General features: G+C 58.9%; 15 protein-coding genes. 7 read left to right on the top strand and 8 right to left on the bottom strand.

Annotation, left to right across the window (positions count from 1 at the left end; all coding sequences use genetic code 11):
* Positions 1-7: 7 nt before the first annotated feature.
* The 6 genes from LY631_RS09820 to LY631_RS09845 form a co-directional block, all read right to left on the bottom strand.
* Positions 8-1,339 carry a type II and III secretion system protein family protein gene (locus LY631_RS09820; RefSeq protein WP_274425119.1) on the bottom strand — a complete coding sequence of 444 codons (1,332 nt, stop codon included), beginning with the start codon at positions 1,337-1,339 and terminating at the stop codon, positions 8-10.
* Positions 1,340-1,606: 267 nt separating this feature from the next.
* Entirely contained in the window at positions 1,607-3,754 is a 2,148-nt protein-coding gene (sctV, locus tag LY631_RS09825) for a type III secretion system export apparatus subunit SctV (RefSeq protein ID WP_274425120.1), read from the bottom strand.
* On the bottom strand, positions 3,747-4,082 hold the full coding sequence (locus LY631_RS09830; RefSeq protein WP_274425121.1) for a tetratricopeptide repeat protein: 336 nt from the start codon (positions 4,080-4,082) through the stop codon (positions 3,747-3,749). The genes sctV and LY631_RS09830 overlap by 8 nt, the downstream gene beginning before the upstream one ends.
* Position 4,083: 1 nt before the next feature.
* Positions 4,084-4,521, bottom strand: a complete 438-nt coding sequence (locus LY631_RS09835) for a hypothetical protein (RefSeq protein ID WP_274425122.1) — start codon at positions 4,519-4,521, stop codon at positions 4,084-4,086.
* Complete coding sequence (locus LY631_RS09840; RefSeq protein ID WP_274425123.1) at positions 4,518-5,510, bottom strand: SctD/MshK family protein; 993 nt, start codon at positions 5,508-5,510, stop codon at positions 4,518-4,520. Before LY631_RS09840 ends, LY631_RS09835 begins: the two co-directional genes overlap by 4 nt.
* A 129-nt stretch (positions 5,511-5,639) precedes the next feature.
* Positions 5,640-5,822, bottom strand: a complete 183-nt coding sequence (locus tag LY631_RS09845; RefSeq protein WP_274425124.1) for a hypothetical protein — start codon at positions 5,820-5,822, stop codon at positions 5,640-5,642.
* Positions 5,823-6,021: 199 nt separating this feature from the next.
* Between LY631_RS09845 and LY631_RS09850 the strand changes: the two genes are divergently transcribed.
* Together LY631_RS09850 and LY631_RS09855 are read left to right on the top strand one after the other, a co-directional pair.
* The gene (locus LY631_RS09850) at positions 6,022-6,888 is read left to right on the top strand and encodes a MurR/RpiR family transcriptional regulator (RefSeq protein WP_274425125.1); all 867 of its coding nucleotides are present in this window, start codon (positions 6,022-6,024) and stop codon (positions 6,886-6,888) included.
* A gap of 70 nt (positions 6,889-6,958) precedes the next feature.
* A complete protein-coding gene (locus tag LY631_RS09855) occupies positions 6,959-13,693 on the top strand; it encodes a LysM peptidoglycan-binding domain-containing protein (RefSeq protein ID WP_274425126.1) in 6,735 nt (2,244 codons plus the stop codon).
* 35 nt (positions 13,694-13,728) lie between these two features.
* Here the strand turns inward: LY631_RS09855 and LY631_RS09860 are convergent, their stop codons facing one another.
* Both LY631_RS09860 and LY631_RS09865 read right to left on the bottom strand, forming a co-directional pair.
* Positions 13,729-14,688 (bottom strand): LysR family transcriptional regulator, encoded by a 960-nt coding sequence (locus LY631_RS09860; protein ID WP_338000426.1) that lies wholly within the window; start codon positions 14,686-14,688, stop codon positions 13,729-13,731.
* Between the two features lie 68 nt (positions 14,689-14,756).
* Positions 14,757-15,458: a L,D-transpeptidase gene (locus LY631_RS09865; RefSeq protein ID WP_274425128.1), complete on the bottom strand. Its 702-nt coding sequence runs from the start codon at positions 15,456-15,458 to the stop codon at positions 14,757-14,759.
* 199 nt (positions 15,459-15,657) lie between these two features.
* Between LY631_RS09865 and LY631_RS09870 the strand changes: the two genes are divergently transcribed.
* Genes LY631_RS09870 through LY631_RS09890 form a run of 5 tightly spaced genes read left to right on the top strand, consistent with a single transcriptional unit; the run spans position 15,658 to position 18,394 of the window.
* Entirely contained in the window at positions 15,658-16,260 is a 603-nt protein-coding gene (locus LY631_RS09870) for a type III secretion protein (RefSeq protein WP_274425129.1), read from the top strand.
* Between the two features lie 18 nt (positions 16,261-16,278).
* The gene (locus LY631_RS09875) at positions 16,279-16,470 is read left to right on the top strand and encodes a hypothetical protein (RefSeq protein ID WP_274425130.1); all 192 of its coding nucleotides are present in this window, start codon (positions 16,279-16,281) and stop codon (positions 16,468-16,470) included.
* A 33-nt stretch (positions 16,471-16,503) separates the two neighbouring features.
* Complete coding sequence (locus LY631_RS09880; protein ID WP_274425131.1) at positions 16,504-16,941, top strand: hypothetical protein; 438 nt, start codon at positions 16,504-16,506, stop codon at positions 16,939-16,941.
* 8 nt (positions 16,942-16,949) lie between these two features.
* Complete coding sequence (gene sctJ, locus LY631_RS09885) at positions 16,950-17,765, top strand: type III secretion system inner membrane ring lipoprotein SctJ (RefSeq protein WP_274425132.1); 816 nt, start codon at positions 16,950-16,952, stop codon at positions 17,763-17,765.
* Entirely contained in the window at positions 17,762-18,394 is a 633-nt protein-coding gene (locus tag LY631_RS09890) for a SctK family type III secretion system sorting platform protein (RefSeq protein WP_274425133.1), read from the top strand. The genes sctJ and LY631_RS09890 overlap by 4 nt, the downstream gene beginning before the upstream one ends.
* The last annotated feature ends 9 nt before the right edge of the window (positions 18,395-18,403 follow it).

Here is an 18,403-nt window from a genome sequence, read left to right on the forward strand (position 1 = left end):
TCTCCCGTTACTTTACGATCATTCCGACGTCGGATGCGCTTTTCTTGCGCGGTTTTGGCGCCGGTCTATCCATGGGCGTTGCAAGCTTGTCATGGCTGACGGGCTCGACCAGAAAGGGCGTGATGAGGATGACGAGCTCGGTCTCTTCCCGCTGATAACGCTGGGATTGGAAGAGCGCGCCAAGAACAGGTACATCGCCTAGAACCGGGAATTTCTGAAGATTGCGTGTCAATCTTTGCTGGAACAGACCGGCAAGAGCAAAGGTTTGGCCGCTCGCAACTTCCACAGTCGTATCCGCACGACGCACCACAAAGCTGGGCAAGGTCAGGCCCTCGACGGAAACGCTCCCGCTCTCCGACAGCGAACTGACCTCCGGTTGGACGTTGAGCGCAATCCGATTTCCCCCCAGAAGCGTCGGCGTGAAACCAAGCGAGACGCCGAACGTTTTATAGCTGACGGTTATGGAATCGTTGCCCTGCGGCATGGGAACGGGCACCTCGCCACCAGCCAGGAAACTTGCTGTCTGGCCGCTGACGGCGGTGAGATTTGGTTCTGCAAGGATCTTGACGATCCCGTTACGCTGCAAAGCCTCCAGAAACACCTCGATGTTCACATCACTCGTGCCGATGCTAAATCCGAGATTGGGGTCCGCGGTACCGCCTTGCTTGAACATCCCAAAGCTGAAGCCGCCATCGCTGATGGTGGTGTTCCAGTCCAGGCCGTAGGAAAGAAGCTCCGAACGCGAGACTTCCGCGAATCGAACACGGATGTTGACCTGCTGGGAGCCTTCGATTCTGGTGTTGTTCAGCGGCGGATGATCCGGTGGTGAATATGTGCGTGCCACGCTGTCGATATCGACAGCTTCATCCATGTTACGCACCCTTCCCGTTGCAACAATTCGATCGCCGAAGAATGTCAGATCAGTCATTGATGTCGGTTGGAGCCGGTTGCGGGCTTCCGTCGCGGAGCTGTTATCCACGCCGACGCGAAATTCCATCGAAGCTTCGATCTGCTGGCTGGCAGTGACCGCAATGAGATTGGTCACACCGGGCTTCAATCCAAAAACGTAGATAAGATCAGATGACACGATCTGGAGGTCGGCAATCGTTGTATCAGCGATAAGAACGGACTCTACGGGCTGATCAAAACGCAAAACCTTGCCTTGGCCTACATACAAATCAACCAGTTGCACGCCGGGCTGTTGCGCATTCGCTGGAGTGCCACCCCCCTGCAGCACCATGAAAAGGCTGACGAGTGCTATTACAAGCCAGGACACTTCCTGTTGTCGGTCGAGCCAGACCCCGCCGCAGGCGCGGGGCTCGGTGGCAGAAAAACTCATTCTAAAGTTCCCCTCTCAAGCAGTAGGCTATTTAAACGGTTGGTCTAAGTTGGCTCCTTGGATCACTTTCGAGCATCTTCGACACATTTAAGGGCGACTTTGGCCCGGCCCTGAAGGGCCCGCGCACAAACTTGCCGGTTGGCGTCGCTGTCGCCGAATGTGCTCGGCATGTCCTTGCTTCTCGCTCTAAGAGCCGACAGGATTTGCCCCGAGGCGCAGACAAATGGCCACCACTGCTCCTCATGTAATTCGACGGCTCGGGCATGTTCACGTTTGCGCAGCCGGGAGCGATTTTGGTCGCTCTCGTGCCTCCACCCGCTGTTGCCGGCTGGTTATGGTGGCCAGTGGCTGGACGTTGAGTTCCGGCGCGAGTTCCTGATACGAAAGCACCGGGAGTTTCACCTTCTGGCGCGTTAGCAGACTGCGCACGTGACGCCGCACATCCATTCCCGTCAGAACCACCGGGGCGGTTCCGGCCGTCGCCTTTGAAAGCGCCTCTTCTATCTGCTGGGCGATGAACCGCGCCTCGTCGTCGCCGATATTGACGAATCCACCGGCGGATGTGTTTTGGACCGCCTTTCGCAATGCTTCTTCCGCCGAAGGCTGCAGGATGTAGGCGGCAATGATCCCGTCGCGGTCGGCCATACGAAAGCTGATCTGACGCCTCAGCGCGATGCGCACATACTCACACAAAAGTGCCGCATCTTTCTCTCGTTGGCCCCATTCGATAAGTGCTTCCAGTATGATGCGCAGATTGTTGATTGGAATGTCCTCAGCGACGAGCCGGCGCAGGATTTCCGAGAGCTTTTGAAGCGGTACGATCTCCTGTGCCTCGCGAACGAGATCGGCGTATTCATCTTCCTGCGAAGACAACAGTTTGCGCGTTTCCTGAATGCCGATGAAATGGTCGGCGTAGCCGCGCAATGCGTGCTCGATGACCTGTCCAAGAAATTCCGCATGCTGAAGATGCCCCAAATTCGCCTTCGCCAGGTTAGCCACGTGGCGGCTTTCAACCCATATCGGCTTCTGCCGGCCTGCTACCGGTGACCCCGTCGTATAAGGCACTTCCAGGAGCTCCAGGTCCGTTGGATTTGCGGTGACAAGCACCTGATCGCGTGGAGCCTCCACGGAGAGAATGGGGGCGCCTTCAAGATCGACCCGCATGCGATTGGATTCAATTCCGTCGTCGACATAGGTACCGATGGACGGCACTTCGATGCCGAGGTCGGCCTTGAGGGCCGCCCGGACCTGTTCACATCGCGCGCTGAGCTCTGCCTTTGGCACCAAGTTGCCGAGATCGTTTCCAAGCCACACAACAATGCGGTCCGGTGCGGGCAGGCTGGGCGCTTTCTCGTATTCCAATGGTCGGGGTTCGGCGTCTGCCGGTGTTTGATCCTGATCCTCGGTTGACGGGGTAACGTTGACCGGTTTGGTCTCGCCTGGGCGCCGGTAAATTCCATAGGCGCCAGCCCCCAGGATTGCGCCCAGGATGAGAAATACCAGCGAGGGGAAGCCTGGCACCAGGCTCAAGGCTACGAGAATAACGGCACCGAAGGTGAGGGTTCTGGCGTCACGCAGCAATTGTCCGGTGATTTGCCGGCCAAGGTCGCCCTGATCTTCCGCTCCCGTGACCCGTGTAATCATCGTACCCGAAGCCACGGAAATCAGCAGCGCCGGGATTTGTGCAACAAGGCCGTCTCCCACCGTCAAAAGGGAGTAGGTCTGCATGGCGTCACCGAGCGACATACCCCGCTGCAGCGTTCCGACGGCAAAACCGCCGATCAGATTGACCAGGATTATGAGAATGCCGGCGATCACATCGCCTTTGACGAACTTCATGGCGCCATCCATCGCGCCATAGAGTTGGCTTTCATGCTCGAGTTGCTTGCGCAGGCGCCGAGCCTCGGCCTGGTCGATATCGCCATTGCGCAGTTCGGCATCAATGCTCATCTGTTTGCCCGGCAAAGCGTCGAGCATGAAACGCGCAGCCACTTCGGCGACTCGTTCCGCGCCCTTGGCAATCACCACGAACTGCGCGACCGTAATGATGAGGAAGATGACGAGCCCGACCGCGATACTGCCGCCGACGACGAAGGCGCCGAAGGCCGTCACGATCTCGCCCGCGTCGGCCTGAAGGAGGATGAGCCGCGTCGTGGTGATGGTAATGGCAAGGCGAAAGAGCGTCGCCAACAGGATCACCGACGGCAGCGACGAAAATTGCAGGGGATGCGTGACGTAAAGCGCCGCAAGCAGGATCAACACACTGAATGCGATGTTGGCCGTAATGAGAATGTCCACAAGCCACGTCGGCAGCGGAATCAGCATCATCGTCACTGCGACGAGCATAAGGACGGCGACAACCAGATCGCTGCGCCGGGAAAGCTTCGACAGGAACGGCAGAATCCGTTCAAGCACGTGCTTCGTCCTCCTGCCCGGCAAGGAACTTCCGGAAAGACGCACGTGCTTCATCCGTCCGTCCGGCAAGCGTCAATGCGCGGCTCCTCAACAAGGCGAGGGCGGGATGTCGGGCAGTGTCTTCCATGGTCTCCAGCCGCTCGATCGTAGCCAATGCCTTATCCGCTTCGCCATCACGAACAAGAAGATGCGCGAGAGTACGCAGGATGCCGGAATCCTCGGGAGCGAGTTGAACTGCAATCAGCAAATAGGCCACCCCTCGCTTCACCTGTCCGTGACTGCCGTAGAGGTGACCGAGAACATGCAGCAGATGCACCGTGTCACGCACGTCAATCAGGCTCCACTCCCTCCTGCATCCTTTCGAGAAGGTACTGATGGCGTTCTATTTCCTCCTCTATCAAGGTGGTAGCCATCTTGTGGAGCTCTTCACCCCCTCTCAGCTCTGGAACCAGCTCGGTTACGAATTGCTCCAGGATGGATGCAGAACGCTGAAGAATGTCCCCATCCGGAATTCCAGGTGCCACGAAATCGGCAAGGAGTTCGTCGGGCGAGCGCTTCCGATCGGGGGACGCCGAACGGGCCGGGTCTTGAAGTTCCGCCCCGCCGGGCGTTTGCGATTCCTGTGCGCGGTCCGCCTGGAGTCGGACTTTATCGATCTGCTGACGCCGTACAGCCTCGTCGCGCTGCACCTCGGGATTCTGCGCCGAGCGCGCGTTCGAATGGATGCTGGACGTATCAACCCGAAGTGCTTCGATGCGCCGCGTCATCGATACTCGATGGCCATTTCTGTCCCACCTTTGGCCAGAAGCAGCCGCTCTTCCCCAATTTCCTTGATGATCCAGCCGCCATCGACGAACGCCCCTTCGTGGTAGCGTGCGCCGCCGGCAGTAATGATATAGGGGCGCTCGCCATACCAGATCGCCCGCAACGGAAGCCGCGGTACTTCGCTGGCGTTACCGATCACGACATTGGACATCAACAGAAGTCGCCCGCCGTGAACCTCGTCGAACCAGGCTTGAACAGATCTCCACGCCTCGGCTCTGTGATCGGGAACGCTGCCGGAGACGACGATACGGCCTTTCTCGGCCGTTAAGGAGAGGCCGCTAAGGCCCGCCTGTTTCATTTGCGACTGCAGCGCACCAAGCGCTTGCTGTTCTGGCGCGGGTTGTTCTTGTGAGGTCGCACCGCCTGAAGCATCTGCGCGCGCCAAGTTTACATGCGCGCTGTCCGAATCTTCGGCATTGCCCGGAGAAAGCGTGTTGGACGCGACCGGAACGGCGAAGATCGCCGCCGCCAACCCGACTGCAATCATGAACGAGCGGTTCGAGAATGGCAATTTCGCCGGGCGCGGTGGACGTGTGTCGAGCAGGCGCAAATTCGCACCGCCGAGGGAAATCTCCAAGGGCAGCCGGCAGCGCCGGCCATACCCTTCCGGGACGGTGTCTCCGTCGATAATTCGAACTGCCCCGCCAAGCGCTTCCAGATCCACACGGTCGTCTACGATACGCAGCCGCACATGGATGTCCGCGATTTCGGGATCGCTTAGGACAACATCGGCTTCGACACTCGATCCGACGGTGAACGTCGTTTCGCCAAAATCCAGCCGGGCACCCGAATGCAGGCCACCGGTCACTTCGAAATCGATATAGGGCTCACCGCTCTGCACGCGATCGGCATCCATTTCCAGGCCGGGAATGTTGTGTGAAATCCGGAGTACGAGGGCCGTGTCCCTAACGCGGTCAACAAATTTCGTCATCTCGGCCATCATTCAGGCGCACCTCCCAAGGACTTGCGATATGCTCGAACACCGCGGATCAAATTCCCATGGCCCGGAATGCGCGTGTCGCGTCAAGGCCCGCGACACGCGTTCCGCGTACACGCTGCGCTAGGCCTTCTGGCCAGCTTCACCGATTTTTCGCGAGATGCTCATATTGTAGTCGTGCTCGGACTTGGCCATCTCGGCCTTGATGCTCAGATTGAACATCTCCTTCTGGTGCTCAACCATCTTGTCGAGATTGGCATCATTGCTCGACGCGCTGGAGATGGCGCCGGGTGAAGAGTCGCTCATTATTCACTCCCTCGATGTGAACCAAACCATGGATGTGCAAGTACCCCTTGATTCAATGGGTGTGCGCACCAAGCGAGTGTAGGATACCGATAGCCGAAATGAAAGTCCATTTGGAATTTTTTTAGAACCTTGTTCCAAATGTTGCATTTTTATGAAGGTGGCCGTAATCTTCAACCGGGCAAGGGGCAAAGAGACAGAGATGAAACAGGGACCATTGGCAGAGCTTTTGATCGAGCGATACGAGTCGATGCCGCGGCAATTGCAGATGGCGAGCCGTTATGTACTCGACCATCCGGATGATGTTGCGCTGATGTCCATGCGCGAGCAGGCAAACCGGGCCGGCGTTTCGCACAGCACCATGATGCGCCTGGCGCGCACGCTGGGGCTGAAAAGCTACGAAGATATCCGTGCGCTTTACGCAAGGGAACTGCGTAACCCCCACGCCGAGATCGAGCTTTCCGCGCCGGTCGATATCGGGGGCGATGACCAGGGGCTTTTTTCTCGGATTGGCAGCATGTCGGATACGCTTGCCGCGCAGATCGCGAGCCTGGGCGAATACGTTAGCGCAAAGCAGCTCCTTGCGGCGGGAGACGCGCTCGCCGGAGCGCGACGTCTGTTTTGCCTCGGTGGCCAGGCGGAACATGCTGTTGCACACCATTTCGCGCATACGCTTTCCTTTCTCGGGGAAGATGTGATCCTGCTGGATTCGGGTGGAGGAACGGGAGTCGAACCTCTCCGGCACGCCGGCGCGGGTGATGCCATCCTCGTCGTCGGGCTCGAGCCCTACGCACGTACGTCCGTGGAGATCGCACGGAAGGCGGCCGATCTCGGTGTCACTCTTGTGGCCGTTACCGATAGTCCTGTCTCGCCACTCGCGCGAGTGGCGCACCATAGCCTTATCGTTACGGCTCGTTCGCAATCGGGTTTCCGCAGTGTGGTGCCAGCCGTCGCGGCTGGTGAGCTGTTGGTTGGCCTGATTGCTGACCAACGTGGGATCGACGTCGAGGGCGCTCTGAGCCGCGCGAAGGAGGAGCTCGCCGCCTTCGAGGTTTATTGGAAGCCCTGAGAGCGCTTGTCCGCTGGGGAGGAGATGGCCGGCGACGTTCTTCGGGCTTGATTTGAGGGAGAGGATACTGATGCCCGTACGCCGGATTTCGCCGCTGATGAAAGCGCCGTGGGAAGCGATGGCCGCCATCCGGGCTGCCGTGGCGGAGCTCCAACGCCAGCAGGCGGAGGCCACGAAGCAGTCAACGACGGCTTCATCGCAGGTAACTCGCCCGTCGAGCGGAGATAACTCTGTCAACGGCAGTAACGGGACACAACCGACCAGTGCCACGCCCGCCGATTGGACACCCTCGAATGATGGTCAGAATGCCGGTGGTCCCGTGCCTGGCAACGACCCGGACATGCGATTCACATTCACGGCTGTCAGCTTCGAAGACGGATCGCTTCAAAACAAGCCTTCTGAGGCTGACCAGGAAACAGCGGATGCAATCCTGGAGGATATTGAAGCAGGTCACAGCATCGATGCCGTAGCCGAGGACCAGGATTTGTCTCGCGACGAGGTGGCCGAAGCGCTTGAATCCGATGGCTATTCGGTCGAAACGGCGGAACCGGAGAGCGGCGACGATGGCGTACATACCACCGAGATCACCGATCCGGACGGTGAGCGCACCGTAACGGAATACCATGACCAGAGTGATGGAACGTACCACACCGGTATCCAGGAGGAGGGCAGTGAGGAGGAACTGTCGTCCGTTCGTGATGAGCGCGGGTGGAAGGTTGAAGAGGAACACGATTCCGAAACCGGCGTGACAACGACCCGTTACGAAGATGATCTGGATTCCGGCACGGTTGTCGAGGAACGAGAATTGCCGAGCGGGGTGGTTGTGCGAGAGACCACGCCAGAGGACGGTGAGACAACCACGGTCGTTATCTCGGACGGAGAGGAGACGGAACTCGCCGCGGATCAGGACACGACAAAAGGCGGAACTGCTAACATTCTCGATGATGTGGTCGAGGGCAAGAGCATCGGCACCATAGCAGAAGAGCGCGGCTTGACGCGAGAACAGGTTATCGCCCAGCTCGAGGCGGCCGGATACGAGGTCGACATTTCAGACCCGGACCAAGACGTCCCGATTTCCAGCGAGATCGAGATCCGGGATGCCAAATCCGGTGAAGTCGAGGCCAGCTATTTCCGACACTACCGAAACGGCACGATCATCCAGGAATACGTGGATGAGGATGGTAACCGGGTTAGGCGTGTCGAACAGGACGACGGAACGATACGCGAAACGGTGACCGATCCGGAAGGACGCGAGACCCTTACGACCACTACGCCTGTCAATGATGGCGTCCCCGTAGAGCACGAGGTCGACGAGGGTGAATCGCTGCACTCCATCGCCGAAGAGTACGGTGTTCCCGTCGAGGAGTTGAAGGAACAGAACGAGGAACTGTTCGAAGGCCGTGGTGATGTCATCCGTCCCGGTGAGACAATTATCATCGATGGCGCCACCGAAACCACCGTCGAAGAGATATTCAACGGTTATACGCTGACAACCGGTCCTGACGGCGAACTAGCGCTGGAGAACCACGAGAACGAGACGGAAATAGAGATCGAAGCGGGGAGTATCGAGGAAGCGCTGGCCCGCACCCTGATCTCCATTAATCCGAACAGTGACAATGCGTCTGAGGCCGAGGAAGATGCGATCGTCAAAACCGTCATCGAAGGCATGTTCGCTGGCGAAACCTATGGGGATGTTAAAGGCGACGCTGAAGAAGCAGCCGCCGCTACTGACGCAGCGATCGAGGAACACGGGCTTGGCCCGGAAGCGACGCCCGTAACGGAAGTCGATGAAAACGGCAATGTGGTGATCATCGATTTCCAAGGCGAGCCGCCGCAAGACCCGGACGTCGATCATGTGCCGGTCCAGATCGAGGGGACCTGGCATTGGGTACACCCCGAGGTGGCCGAAGCCATCATGGCTCAAAAGGTGGCTCTCGGTGAATTGATCGCGCACCAGACCGAAATGGAGCGCATACAGGCGCAGATCGATATCTGGGCCCTTGATCCCGGTTCGGAAGATGCCTGGAACGCAGCGGGCAACACGCTCGACGAGGTGTTCCGCGAGGCACTTGGCGATCGCTATTCCTGGCGCAGACCGGAACCGCAAGCCGATGATCTTGAGGATGCACTGGAACGGTTGACGGATGCCGAAACCAGTGTGGAAGAAGCCGGCGAAGCTTTGGAAGCCTCTGAGGAAGCCGAGCGCCTCATGGGAGAGGCTATCGAGAAGCGCGGTGATATGCCCTCGATGCGTCCTGATCCGGACGGCGAGAATATCACCGAGCCGGGCAGCGATTTCGACATAGACGAAGAAGTTAAAGAGTACGACGAGGATTTCGCCGAGTTCAAATCGCTCGTCTACCAAGCCGATTACCAATCCGCGCTGGGGGACAGCATCCTGACCGACTTGATGGTCAGGAATATTGAAAGCAGTTTTGATACCTCGGTCGAGGGGTTGCCGGATGATGTGGATCGGGTGGAAATCGAAGTCGGCGACCAGAGCGTCGAAGTCGCGCCGGAAGTCGCTGAAGCCTTTGACGAAGAGGGACTGTCGGCGCTTGCTGACGGCGGGCAGCCCGTCAGGATACGGTTTGATGCCGATGGTGACGGTGCGGCGGAATGGCATTGGGTCAGCGCGGAGGAGGCCGCATCCTGGCTTCAGTTCAAGGAGGAACAGGCCGCATTTGATAAACAACTGGAGATAACAGGTGCTTACGCGGAATTCTATCAGGTCAGGAGTGATCGTGCCGCGATGGAGCTCGAAGCACACGACATCAAGGAACGACTGCTGGAGGCTTATAACGAAGGGAATGAACATCTCTTCGAGGAGGGTAAAAAGCATTCGACCATAGGCGGTGATTATCTTGGCACTTTGCGAGGCCAGGAAGTGATCGAGGAAGACGGGCAGCTCTGGATCGTCAACACCTTTTCGGATGGCGAAACACGGCAACAGCTGACCTACGATCTGGCGGATGTCGAAGGGGATGAAAGCTACCGCTTTCATGAGCTGAACGAGGAATGGAATTCGCTGCTGATAGGCGAGCCGGACTCCGGCGCTCCTGTCTGTACGCAGAATCACCCGGCGGCCTTGAGGGCCGCAGAGCTTCAGGCGGGCGAAACCGTCAATCGCACCCTCGAGGAGCAACTGGACGTCCGGATCGAGGATATCAATGGCCAGATCGAGGAACTCGAACAGGAGTACAACGAACTTCTCGAAGAGCATGGTTTGGGCAGCATAGAGCCGCCGGAAGGCGCGCTCCCGGATGGGATCGACCCGGTCGAGATCAATGTGAACGGCACGCCGGTGAAAGTGCACCCCGACGTCGCCGACGATTATGAGGCACAGGGCCTCGAGGCGCTGAATGGCGATGCGCCGGTGGCCATCCACATCGACACCGATGAAGATGGCGAGGCGGATGAATGGCGCTGGGTTGCCCCCGAAATCGCGCAGAGTCGGATCGCCCTGGATCTGGCGCGCGACCTTCGTGACGAGCTCGACCAGATCCGCGCCACCGCCGATACAGCCGCCGACTGGTACTCTTTCCAGCAAACGCAGCCCTTGAAGCTTTTGGACGACAGCGCCTCTCACGAGCATGCAAGAGAGCTGGAGTTCGCTTATTTCGACGAGCGCAGGGACGACGTGCTGGAGCGTGTCCAACTCCAAGTGCAATCGCTCTACGATGGCGGATATGATGAAACCTTCCGTTCCGTGACCGATGAGACCATCATCGAAGCCTTGCACCTCGATACCTCGACCGATGAAGGCAGCGAAGCGCTCGATAAGGTTCGCGAGGAGATCCGGGATATCGGCGGTGATAACGCCGAAGTCCGCACTGTGCCGATTTTCTACATCGATAACGAAATCGGCATGCAGCAGAGCGCACTCTTCGCCGTCAAGAATGATGATGGCGACACGCGCTATGTCGATGTCGCGGGAAAGGCCTTCGACAGCGTCAAGGACTTTCAGGACAACAACAATCAATACTCCGAAGACGGCGATCTGATTGTTCCTACCGATTTCCGGATGAATCCGGATGCCGATGGACACATCAAACTCGATGTTGTTCAGGCCCGGAACGTCTCGGCATTGGACAAGGTGGTTGATCCGCTGGTCGGTATCGGCACCGGAGTTGCGACCGTCCTCTCATTTACGCCCGCCGCACCGGTCGCTGCGCCACTGGCGGTTGCCGGAGCAGGTTACCTCGGCACACGCGCCGCTATACATCAGGTTAATCACCTGCGGCACGGCGGTGAATGGGGCGAAACCGAATCCTGGATGAACATGGCGATGGTCGCCACGACCGTGCTGCCGATGGCAGGCAGCGGCCTGCGAATGGTTGGAATGGCGCGCAGCCTTAATATGACGAAAGGCCAGGCGTTCCTGGCCGGGATGGGCGCACTGCGCACGACGGGTACGGCCAATGCCGCGGCCGATGCCGGGCGTCTCAGTCAGCTTTGGCACAAGGCTCCCTATGCCGCCGGACAGGTGGACGACTATATCCGGACAGCAGGCGGATTAAACATGGCCGCACACACGCTCGATGCGAGCGCGATGGCAGTCGGTACTCCGCTGATGTACGTCACGGCAAAGGATCTTGCCCTGCATCACGACCAGATGTCGGGACTGCAGATTGCCGATGCGATAACTGGCTTTGCGACAGGGCTTGCCGGCACCGGCCTCGGAGCAAAAAGCATTTCCGCTTATGCTAGGGCCGACAAGAAGCCGTTCACCCGCGCGACCGACGAAAATGGCCAAAGCATCAGTGCCGCTGTCTCTGGGCGTCAGCCGGTGGACGAAGACCAGGTTTATGTGCCGCGGGCGGACGGTCCGCAGATGCGCGGGGATGAGCCGGAGCTCGCGGGCAAGACGCATATTCTGGTGCGCGATCCCGATATGGGAGAGTCGTCCATTGCACCCCCCTGGGACCGTGGCGGACCCCAGAATCATCGAGCGGCTTCTTCTTCAGAACCGGACGCTTCGACCGGTGAAATCGTAAGCATCGATCTGCCATTGCGCTCCCATGCCGATCCGGCTGGATGGCCATCCTTCTCTCTCGATGGAAAAACGGTTCGCGGCTTTTCCGCCGATGACATCGCGAACCTGTCAAAGATTGAACTGCGCGCAATCGAGCCAAAGGCGTTTGAGCAGCTTTCCGCCGAGCAGATGGCGGCATTTTCACCCGAGCAAATTAACTGGATGCGGTTCGACCAGATTGCCGCTCTTCGTCCCAAGCAGCTTCGCGCAATGAACGGTGAGCAGTTGCGGGCGATCCGGCCGTTCTCGCTGGAAGCCATCAAGCCTGGACGGCTTACTTACTTGAGTGCAGAGCAGACGGCTTCCTTCACCCCGAGACAACTCGCGGCAATGACGCCGGAACAGGTTGCAAAGCTGACGCCCGATCATTTCGCCGCCTTCAACGATGATCAACTTTTTGTATTCAGGAGCGAACAGTCGGCTGCCATTCGACCCGCTCAAACGGCCAAACTGGACCAAGCGCAGATCGACCTCCTTCGAACAGATGGTCAGGAAAATAACCATCAAACGAGGAATGTAGCAGGCAGAGCAAAGGATTTGGCCTATCATTACGGGCCTTATCTCGGCTCGAATGTGACGCTCGCTGCTACTCTCCCGCCTGAAGTCCTGATCGCAGGTAACGGCGCTAGCCTTATCCTCAGGGGCATGGCAACCACCCCACTCGCACTGGCGCCGAAGCATACGGACGTCAATACAAAGCTCGGTCGCAGCTTGCGGGGAGCGATCGCGATCTCCTTCTTTTTGAACGGTCCTTACCACGTTACCTCTTTCTCCACTGGTGAAGGGACACCGTATAATCAGCTTTATGCCGTCTGGGATCACACCGAAGGAGCGCAGTACGGGCATCAGGCAATAAAGGGAAAGGAGTACGAACCCTCGAAAGTTGAAAAGTATGCGGGATTGACGGCTCTGGGTGCGGCCAATGCCCTCCTCATGGCCACCTACTCGGTTCCCGCCGGGCCTAGTGCTTGGATACCGAATGCTCTCTCTGGTATCGGGTCCGCGTATTTGGGGTATAAGAGCGTGCGCGCCGATATAGACGCTTTCCGCGCCTCAAGGAGAGGCCCAGGGGATACCACAGCATCGACGGAACCAAAGAGCAGTGGCCTTTCCGACGCGGCAAAGGAACGGCTGGCGAGAGGGGCTGTCGGAGTCGGAGTTACGGGCTTTGGTATCCATTATTGGATCGAGAATGTATTGGCGGGGGACGAAAACGAGGTGACAACTCCCGTGGAGGAGAGTTCTCCGCCTGGTCAGGAAGAACCGGAGGAAACTCCGTCGCCGTCGGCGCCCGGCGATTCCGATGGGCCGACCGAGCCCACTCCGACGTCCGAGCTGCAGCCGGAGGATCGGGAGGAGTCGGACGAACGGCCGCAATTACGCGAGGAACCGGGGATCGGAGACAACCGGAAAACCATGCTCCAGCCGGCCGCCTTGATAGAGGAAAACGGCAGGCGTGAAACCGACGAGACCGGTCGGGAATGGGGTGCCGTGCGCGGTCGTGACTGGGCGGGCAATGAGCATGAAGGCTGGGTGTCCACCAACTATGTGGAACCGCACGAGGAAGGCGAACAGACCCGCGATGGTCGCATCAATCCGGATCTCGAAAATGAAGGCTATGAATGGATCGAGGTGAAATCCGGGCAGTCGTTTGGCAGTATAGCGCGAGAAAGGTCAATCGATACTGCCGAAGCTGTCATGCTGAACGATCATATTTTCGACCCCAACATGATCTTCGAGGGTGACCGGATCTATCTGCCTCCCGCGTAAACGAGTACACGGCAGGTGAGTGCGCGCGGTGAGGGTCAGCCGGTTTTCGCCTGTAGCATCACCTGCCGCTGCATCGAGTAGGTCTTTGCAACCTTGGCGGCCAAAAGGGCAGCGTGCTCGGCAATGGGATTGAATGGATCCATCGAAAAAGACGCTGTGAATTCCAGGTTCGAGGGGTGCCATTCGCAACTGATGGTCCGCAGCTCGCCTCTTTCCAATGGCTCCGCCACGACATCGTAGGGAAGCGCCCCGATACCAATTCCATTGACGACCATGCGCAGCGCAGCGGCCAGCGAGTTGACCGGGAACATCCGCGGCGGATCGTCCATGTCCGTACTCAGCTTGTGGTAGAGCTCGTTGTGTGGGCGCGTCGTGCGGGCGTAGGTGAGGATCGGAAAACGCACCAATTCGCAGAGCGTCACTGTCGTCTGCGGCAGACTGAGATGCGGTGCGCAGACCCAGACCAGTGGGACCGAGGGCACATTGATGTTTTCGATCCGGTACTCCGATACAGGGCCCATGAGAATAGCGGTATCGAGCCGGTGCGAAATAAGGTCGTTGCGCAGATTTAGAGTGACGTCCACGACCAGGTCGACGTCGATCCGTGGATAGTTATCGTGGAATTCCTTCAGGAAATCGGACAACCACGTGTGTACAATGGTTTCGGCAACGCCGAGACGCAGCACACCATTCACCGTCGACAGTGTGTTGGCCGCCCTTTGTAGGCGATCCGCCGTGCGCAAGGTCCGCTGTACCAGCGGAAGTAATTGCTGGCCCATCGAGGTAAGGCGAACGGTGTTGCTTAAACGCTCGAAAAGCCGCACGTCCAGTGCTCGCTCAAGACTTGCGATGCGAGCGGAAACGGCCGGCTGTGTCGTGTTCAGTTGATTGGCCGCCTTGCGGAAACTGCCGAGGGTGGCCACCCAGATGAATGTCTCAAGCTGCTTGATGTTAAAGGGAATCACGGCGATCCTCGCGTCACAATCTGCAGCCACAACCTTTGCATGCAGACCCCGATGTCCACAATCGCTGCCCGTCTCTGTCGAAAATTACGATCCCGCCATCAGTCCCGGACAATGACCGTTGCGCCAGTTGCTACCCTCTCATAAAGATCGATAGCATCCTCATTGGTCAGTCGAATGCAACCGGACGAGGTCGCTTGACCCACCGTCCAGGGCTGGTTCGTTCCATGAATGCGATAAAGGGTATTCCCGATATAGAGCGCGCGCGCGCCGAGCGGATTGTTCGGCCCGCCTTCGACATGCGCGGGCAAGATATTGCCTTTTGCCGCCTCCCGCCGACGCATTTCCTCCGGCGGTCTCCAGTCCGGCCATTCGCGTTTTTCCGTTATGCGGTCCCGACCGCTCCAACTGAAGCCTTCGCGTCCAACGCCCACGGTGTATTGCAACGCCTTTCCGTTGCTCTGCACCAGATATAGCCGCCTCTGTGACGTGCTGATGACGATCGTACCGGCCGGTACGGGTTCCGTAAACGGCACCACCACGCGTGTAGACTGGCCCCGATTCGAATGCGTACCGGGATATCCGTGCATCTGGGGCTGTCCGGGATCGACGAGGGTGTGCGTCGTCTCGTCAAAGGTCCAGGTCCTGGGATCGTAGCCGCCCGGCTGCGCAAGCGCACCGGAAGCGGCCAGTGCCAGGATGCCGATCAGCGCATATATCCATCGAGTGAGGCGGCATACGACGTTGGCTGCCGGAAGAAATCGGCAAAAACAGTCGCACGCCAGGTCCAGCCATAACTTCATTCGAATCCCATTGGACTATCCATAAGATTCTGCAGCATACCCGGTTCTTTGGGTGATGCAACATTTGGAATTTTTTCCGCATGTCGGTCCAATTGGACTTTTCTTTCGGGCCGGCTGGCTATAGGGTGAAGCAGGATCTCCTTGTGTCGGCCGACCGGCAAATGCGGACTGCGAGAGCATGGAATTCAGCTTCGGCGAAATGACGAGACCGTCCCTTAGGTTTTACGGCTTCGTGCTTGCTGCATGCGTGTGCGTCAGTGCTCCGGTCCTGGCCGCGGAGCCGGAGTGGCCTTCCGGCACGTACAAGTACATCACCATCGAGCAGCCGGTGGAGAACGCTCTGCGTGAGTTTGGACGCAATGTGGGCATGCCGGTGCAAGTGAGCGAACAGGTGCGGGGCACGCTTAATCACGGCATGCCGCGGGGCACCGCGCAGGAGTTTTTGGAGTGGATCTGCGACCGGTACGGTCTTGTCTGGTACTATGACGGTACGATCCTGCACGTGGCCGCGGAAGGGGAGGTGCGCACCGAAATGGTGAAGTTGGCCGCGGAGGATATGCAGGATGTTCGCCTGCGCCTGGACGGCCTCGGTGTCAGTGATCCGCGCTACCCAATCCGCCTTCGCGACGAGAACATTCTCTCGGTTTCCGGTCCGCCGGCCTACATCGGAGCCGTAAGAGAAGCACTGGGTTTGCTGTCAGGGCCGGCGACCTCTCATATCGCGAGAGAAACGGAGCGTTCCGGCCCCGTTCGTGTCTTTCGCGGACGGAGCGTGGCCGAAGTCGAACCCGGTGGGAATTAGTAATAGGGAGAGATGATCATGCGAGTAGATGCTTCTGGGACGGATCTGCAACTCCAGGCAAATCAGAAAGTGAAGTCCAAAGAGCATGCCCTGGAGGCGCAGATAAGCAACGCGATGGCCGAGCAGCCCCTGAATAAGGGTACTCAGGTCAACAACTCCGCCAATGAGGCGATCAAGGAAGCGCAGCAGGGCGAGTCCGACGAAGGATAGCTGGTCCTGCAAGGCGGTTTAGGAGAGGGAATTATGGAAGCGACATCGGGAATTGCTCCCTCGCAGGCATTCTTGCCGTCGGAGGTTCAGCCAGCTCAGGCCCCCGTTTCCATGGAGCAGAACCTTTTCGACTACATGATCGAGGTCGAAAAGGGGACGGGCGTCGTCGGCGGGTTCAACGATCCGTCGGCTTTTCTCGGCTCCGCGCTGGAGACGGTCGACGGGGTAGCGCAACAGCTCAAGGACGCATTCGAAAAAGCGGCGCCTCAATCCGAGAATGCGCAGGCTTACAATTCGGCAACTGAGATCGCGCCGCAGGGTGGCTCAAGTGCGAGTGAAACCAGCACCGATCTTGCAGCGACACTCGATCGGGCGATTTCGGTCATGTGGGCGGCCGCAAACGCATCTATGGCAGTCAATGGGATGACGGCAGCCTCTTCGTCCGCAAACACATTGATCAAGCAGCAGTAGCTCGTCTCGTGAACACAGCCTTTCTGCAACGGCCTTCATTTGCCAGGTGGCTGGGCCAGCGCCGCGGCGTATTCGTTGTCGCGGCGATGCTGCTGTTGCAGGCCTGCTCCGTCGAACTCTACACCGGCCTGGACCAGCGTCAGGCGAATGAGATCGTGGCTACGCTGGTGCGCCATGGAATTCCCGCTCAACGGCGTGCGGATAACGATGGCGCCATGACGGTTACGGTCGAGAAGGGGCGTTTTGCCGACGCTATGGCCGTCCTGGACGACGCAGGACTTCCCAAGACCGAATACGAGACCTTGGGGGATGTATTCAAGCGGGACGGCCTTGTGTCGTCTCCGGTCGAGGAACGCGCGGCCATGGTTTACGGGCTCAGCCAGGAGCTTTCCCGGACGATAGCGGATATCGACGGTGTTCTGTCAGCCCGTGTGCACTTGGTCCTGCCCGACAATGATCCTCTTCGCCGGGAACTTGTGCCTTCATCCGCTTCGGTTTTTATCCGCCACCGCGCTTCGGTGGAGATGGGCGACTATGTTCCCCAGGTGAAGATGCTCGTTGCAAACGGGGTCGCCGGCCTGACCTACGATAATGTTTCCGTGGTTCTGGTGCCCGCCCGGGGTGCCCCGGTTTCGGCTTCCGGCAATGCGGGGTTCACCACCTTTCTCGGGATGTGGCTGCATCCGGACAGCGTTGCTCGCGCACGGTGGCTGTTCTACGGCCTCGGTTTGCTTGTCCTCGGCCTGGCGGGCGGCCTCGGTTTCGAATATTGGCGGCAGCGCCGCAATGTCTACACGCTTCCGGTACCCGCGAAGAAGACATGACACGATCCAGCGAGGCAGGAACAGACGAACCGCACGTGTGGCGGTCCTTTTTGCAGGAGCCTGCTGCATATGCGGACCCGGAGCATCTCGCGCGGTCATTTAACCATGCAGTCAGTCCGGCGGGATGTAAGCGTCTCCTGCAAAGCGAGCGGTTGCACGAACGCCTGTCGGAATTGCTTAACGATCACTTCGAGTTGCCCGCTCCTTCCGCCACACCCGAAAGCGATGTCGACGAGGCGGATCGCCGGGTCGCATCGACAAGCCGGGAGCGCCTTGATGAAATCGTGCTGCGTGCCGGCGCGGTCTATTGGGGGAATGTTCTTGCCGGCACCATTTTGGGGCGAAATGCAGCTGCCCTGCGGGAGGTATTGAACACGGAACTGAGCACCTTCGCGGTAGCGAACAAGGATCTGGCCGGCCCCATGCAGCCGCTTGAACCGCTGGAGACCCTGCGCGAGCGTATAGAAGCGGACGGATGGCGGTGTTTGGCGGCTTGGTGCGAGGTCGTCGATCCTGCCATCAGTACGCGATTTCGCTTGAAGGCCCCGCGATCCTCTCCGCTCCAGGAAGCGCCGGCGGAGAGTTTTAACGAGACAGGACCGGCGATCATTCGCCGGACAGCGCTTTGAGCCATTCTT

The organism is Chelativorans sp. YIM 93263 (genome assembly GCF_028767125.1).
Classification (GTDB): domain Bacteria; phylum Pseudomonadota; class Alphaproteobacteria; order Rhizobiales; family Rhizobiaceae; genus Chelativorans.

What these genes read in the sequence shown, in the direction of transcription:
- LY631_RS09820 (WP_274425119.1), bottom strand. Translation starts at nt 1,339, where the DNA reads ATGAGTTTTTCTGCCACCGAGCCCCGCGCCTGCGGCGGGGTCTGGCTC.
- LY631_RS09835 (WP_274425122.1), bottom strand. Translation starts at nt 4,521, where the DNA reads ATGACGCGGCGCATCGAAGCACTTCGGGTTGATACGTCCAGCATCCAT.
- LY631_RS09840 (WP_274425123.1), bottom strand. Translation starts at nt 5,510, where the DNA reads ATGACGAAATTTGTTGACCGCGTTAGGGACACGGCCCTCGTACTCCGG.
- LY631_RS09845 (WP_274425124.1), bottom strand. Translation starts at nt 5,822, where the DNA reads ATGAGCGACTCTTCACCCGGCGCCATCTCCAGCGCGTCGAGCAATGAT.
- LY631_RS09850 (WP_274425125.1), top strand. Translation starts at nt 6,022, where the DNA reads ATGAAACAGGGACCATTGGCAGAGCTTTTGATCGAGCGATACGAGTCG.
- LY631_RS09855 (WP_274425126.1), top strand. Translation starts at nt 6,959, where the DNA reads ATGCCCGTACGCCGGATTTCGCCGCTGATGAAAGCGCCGTGGGAAGCG.
- LY631_RS09865 (WP_274425128.1), bottom strand. Translation starts at nt 15,458, where the DNA reads ATGAAGTTATGGCTGGACCTGGCGTGCGACTGTTTTTGCCGATTTCTT.
- LY631_RS09870 (WP_274425129.1), top strand. Translation starts at nt 15,658, where the DNA reads ATGACGAGACCGTCCCTTAGGTTTTACGGCTTCGTGCTTGCTGCATGC.
- LY631_RS09875 (WP_274425130.1), top strand. Translation starts at nt 16,279, where the DNA reads ATGCGAGTAGATGCTTCTGGGACGGATCTGCAACTCCAGGCAAATCAG.
- LY631_RS09880 (WP_274425131.1), top strand. Translation starts at nt 16,504, where the DNA reads ATGGAAGCGACATCGGGAATTGCTCCCTCGCAGGCATTCTTGCCGTCG.
- LY631_RS09890 (WP_274425133.1), top strand. Translation starts at nt 17,762, where the DNA reads ATGACACGATCCAGCGAGGCAGGAACAGACGAACCGCACGTGTGGCGG.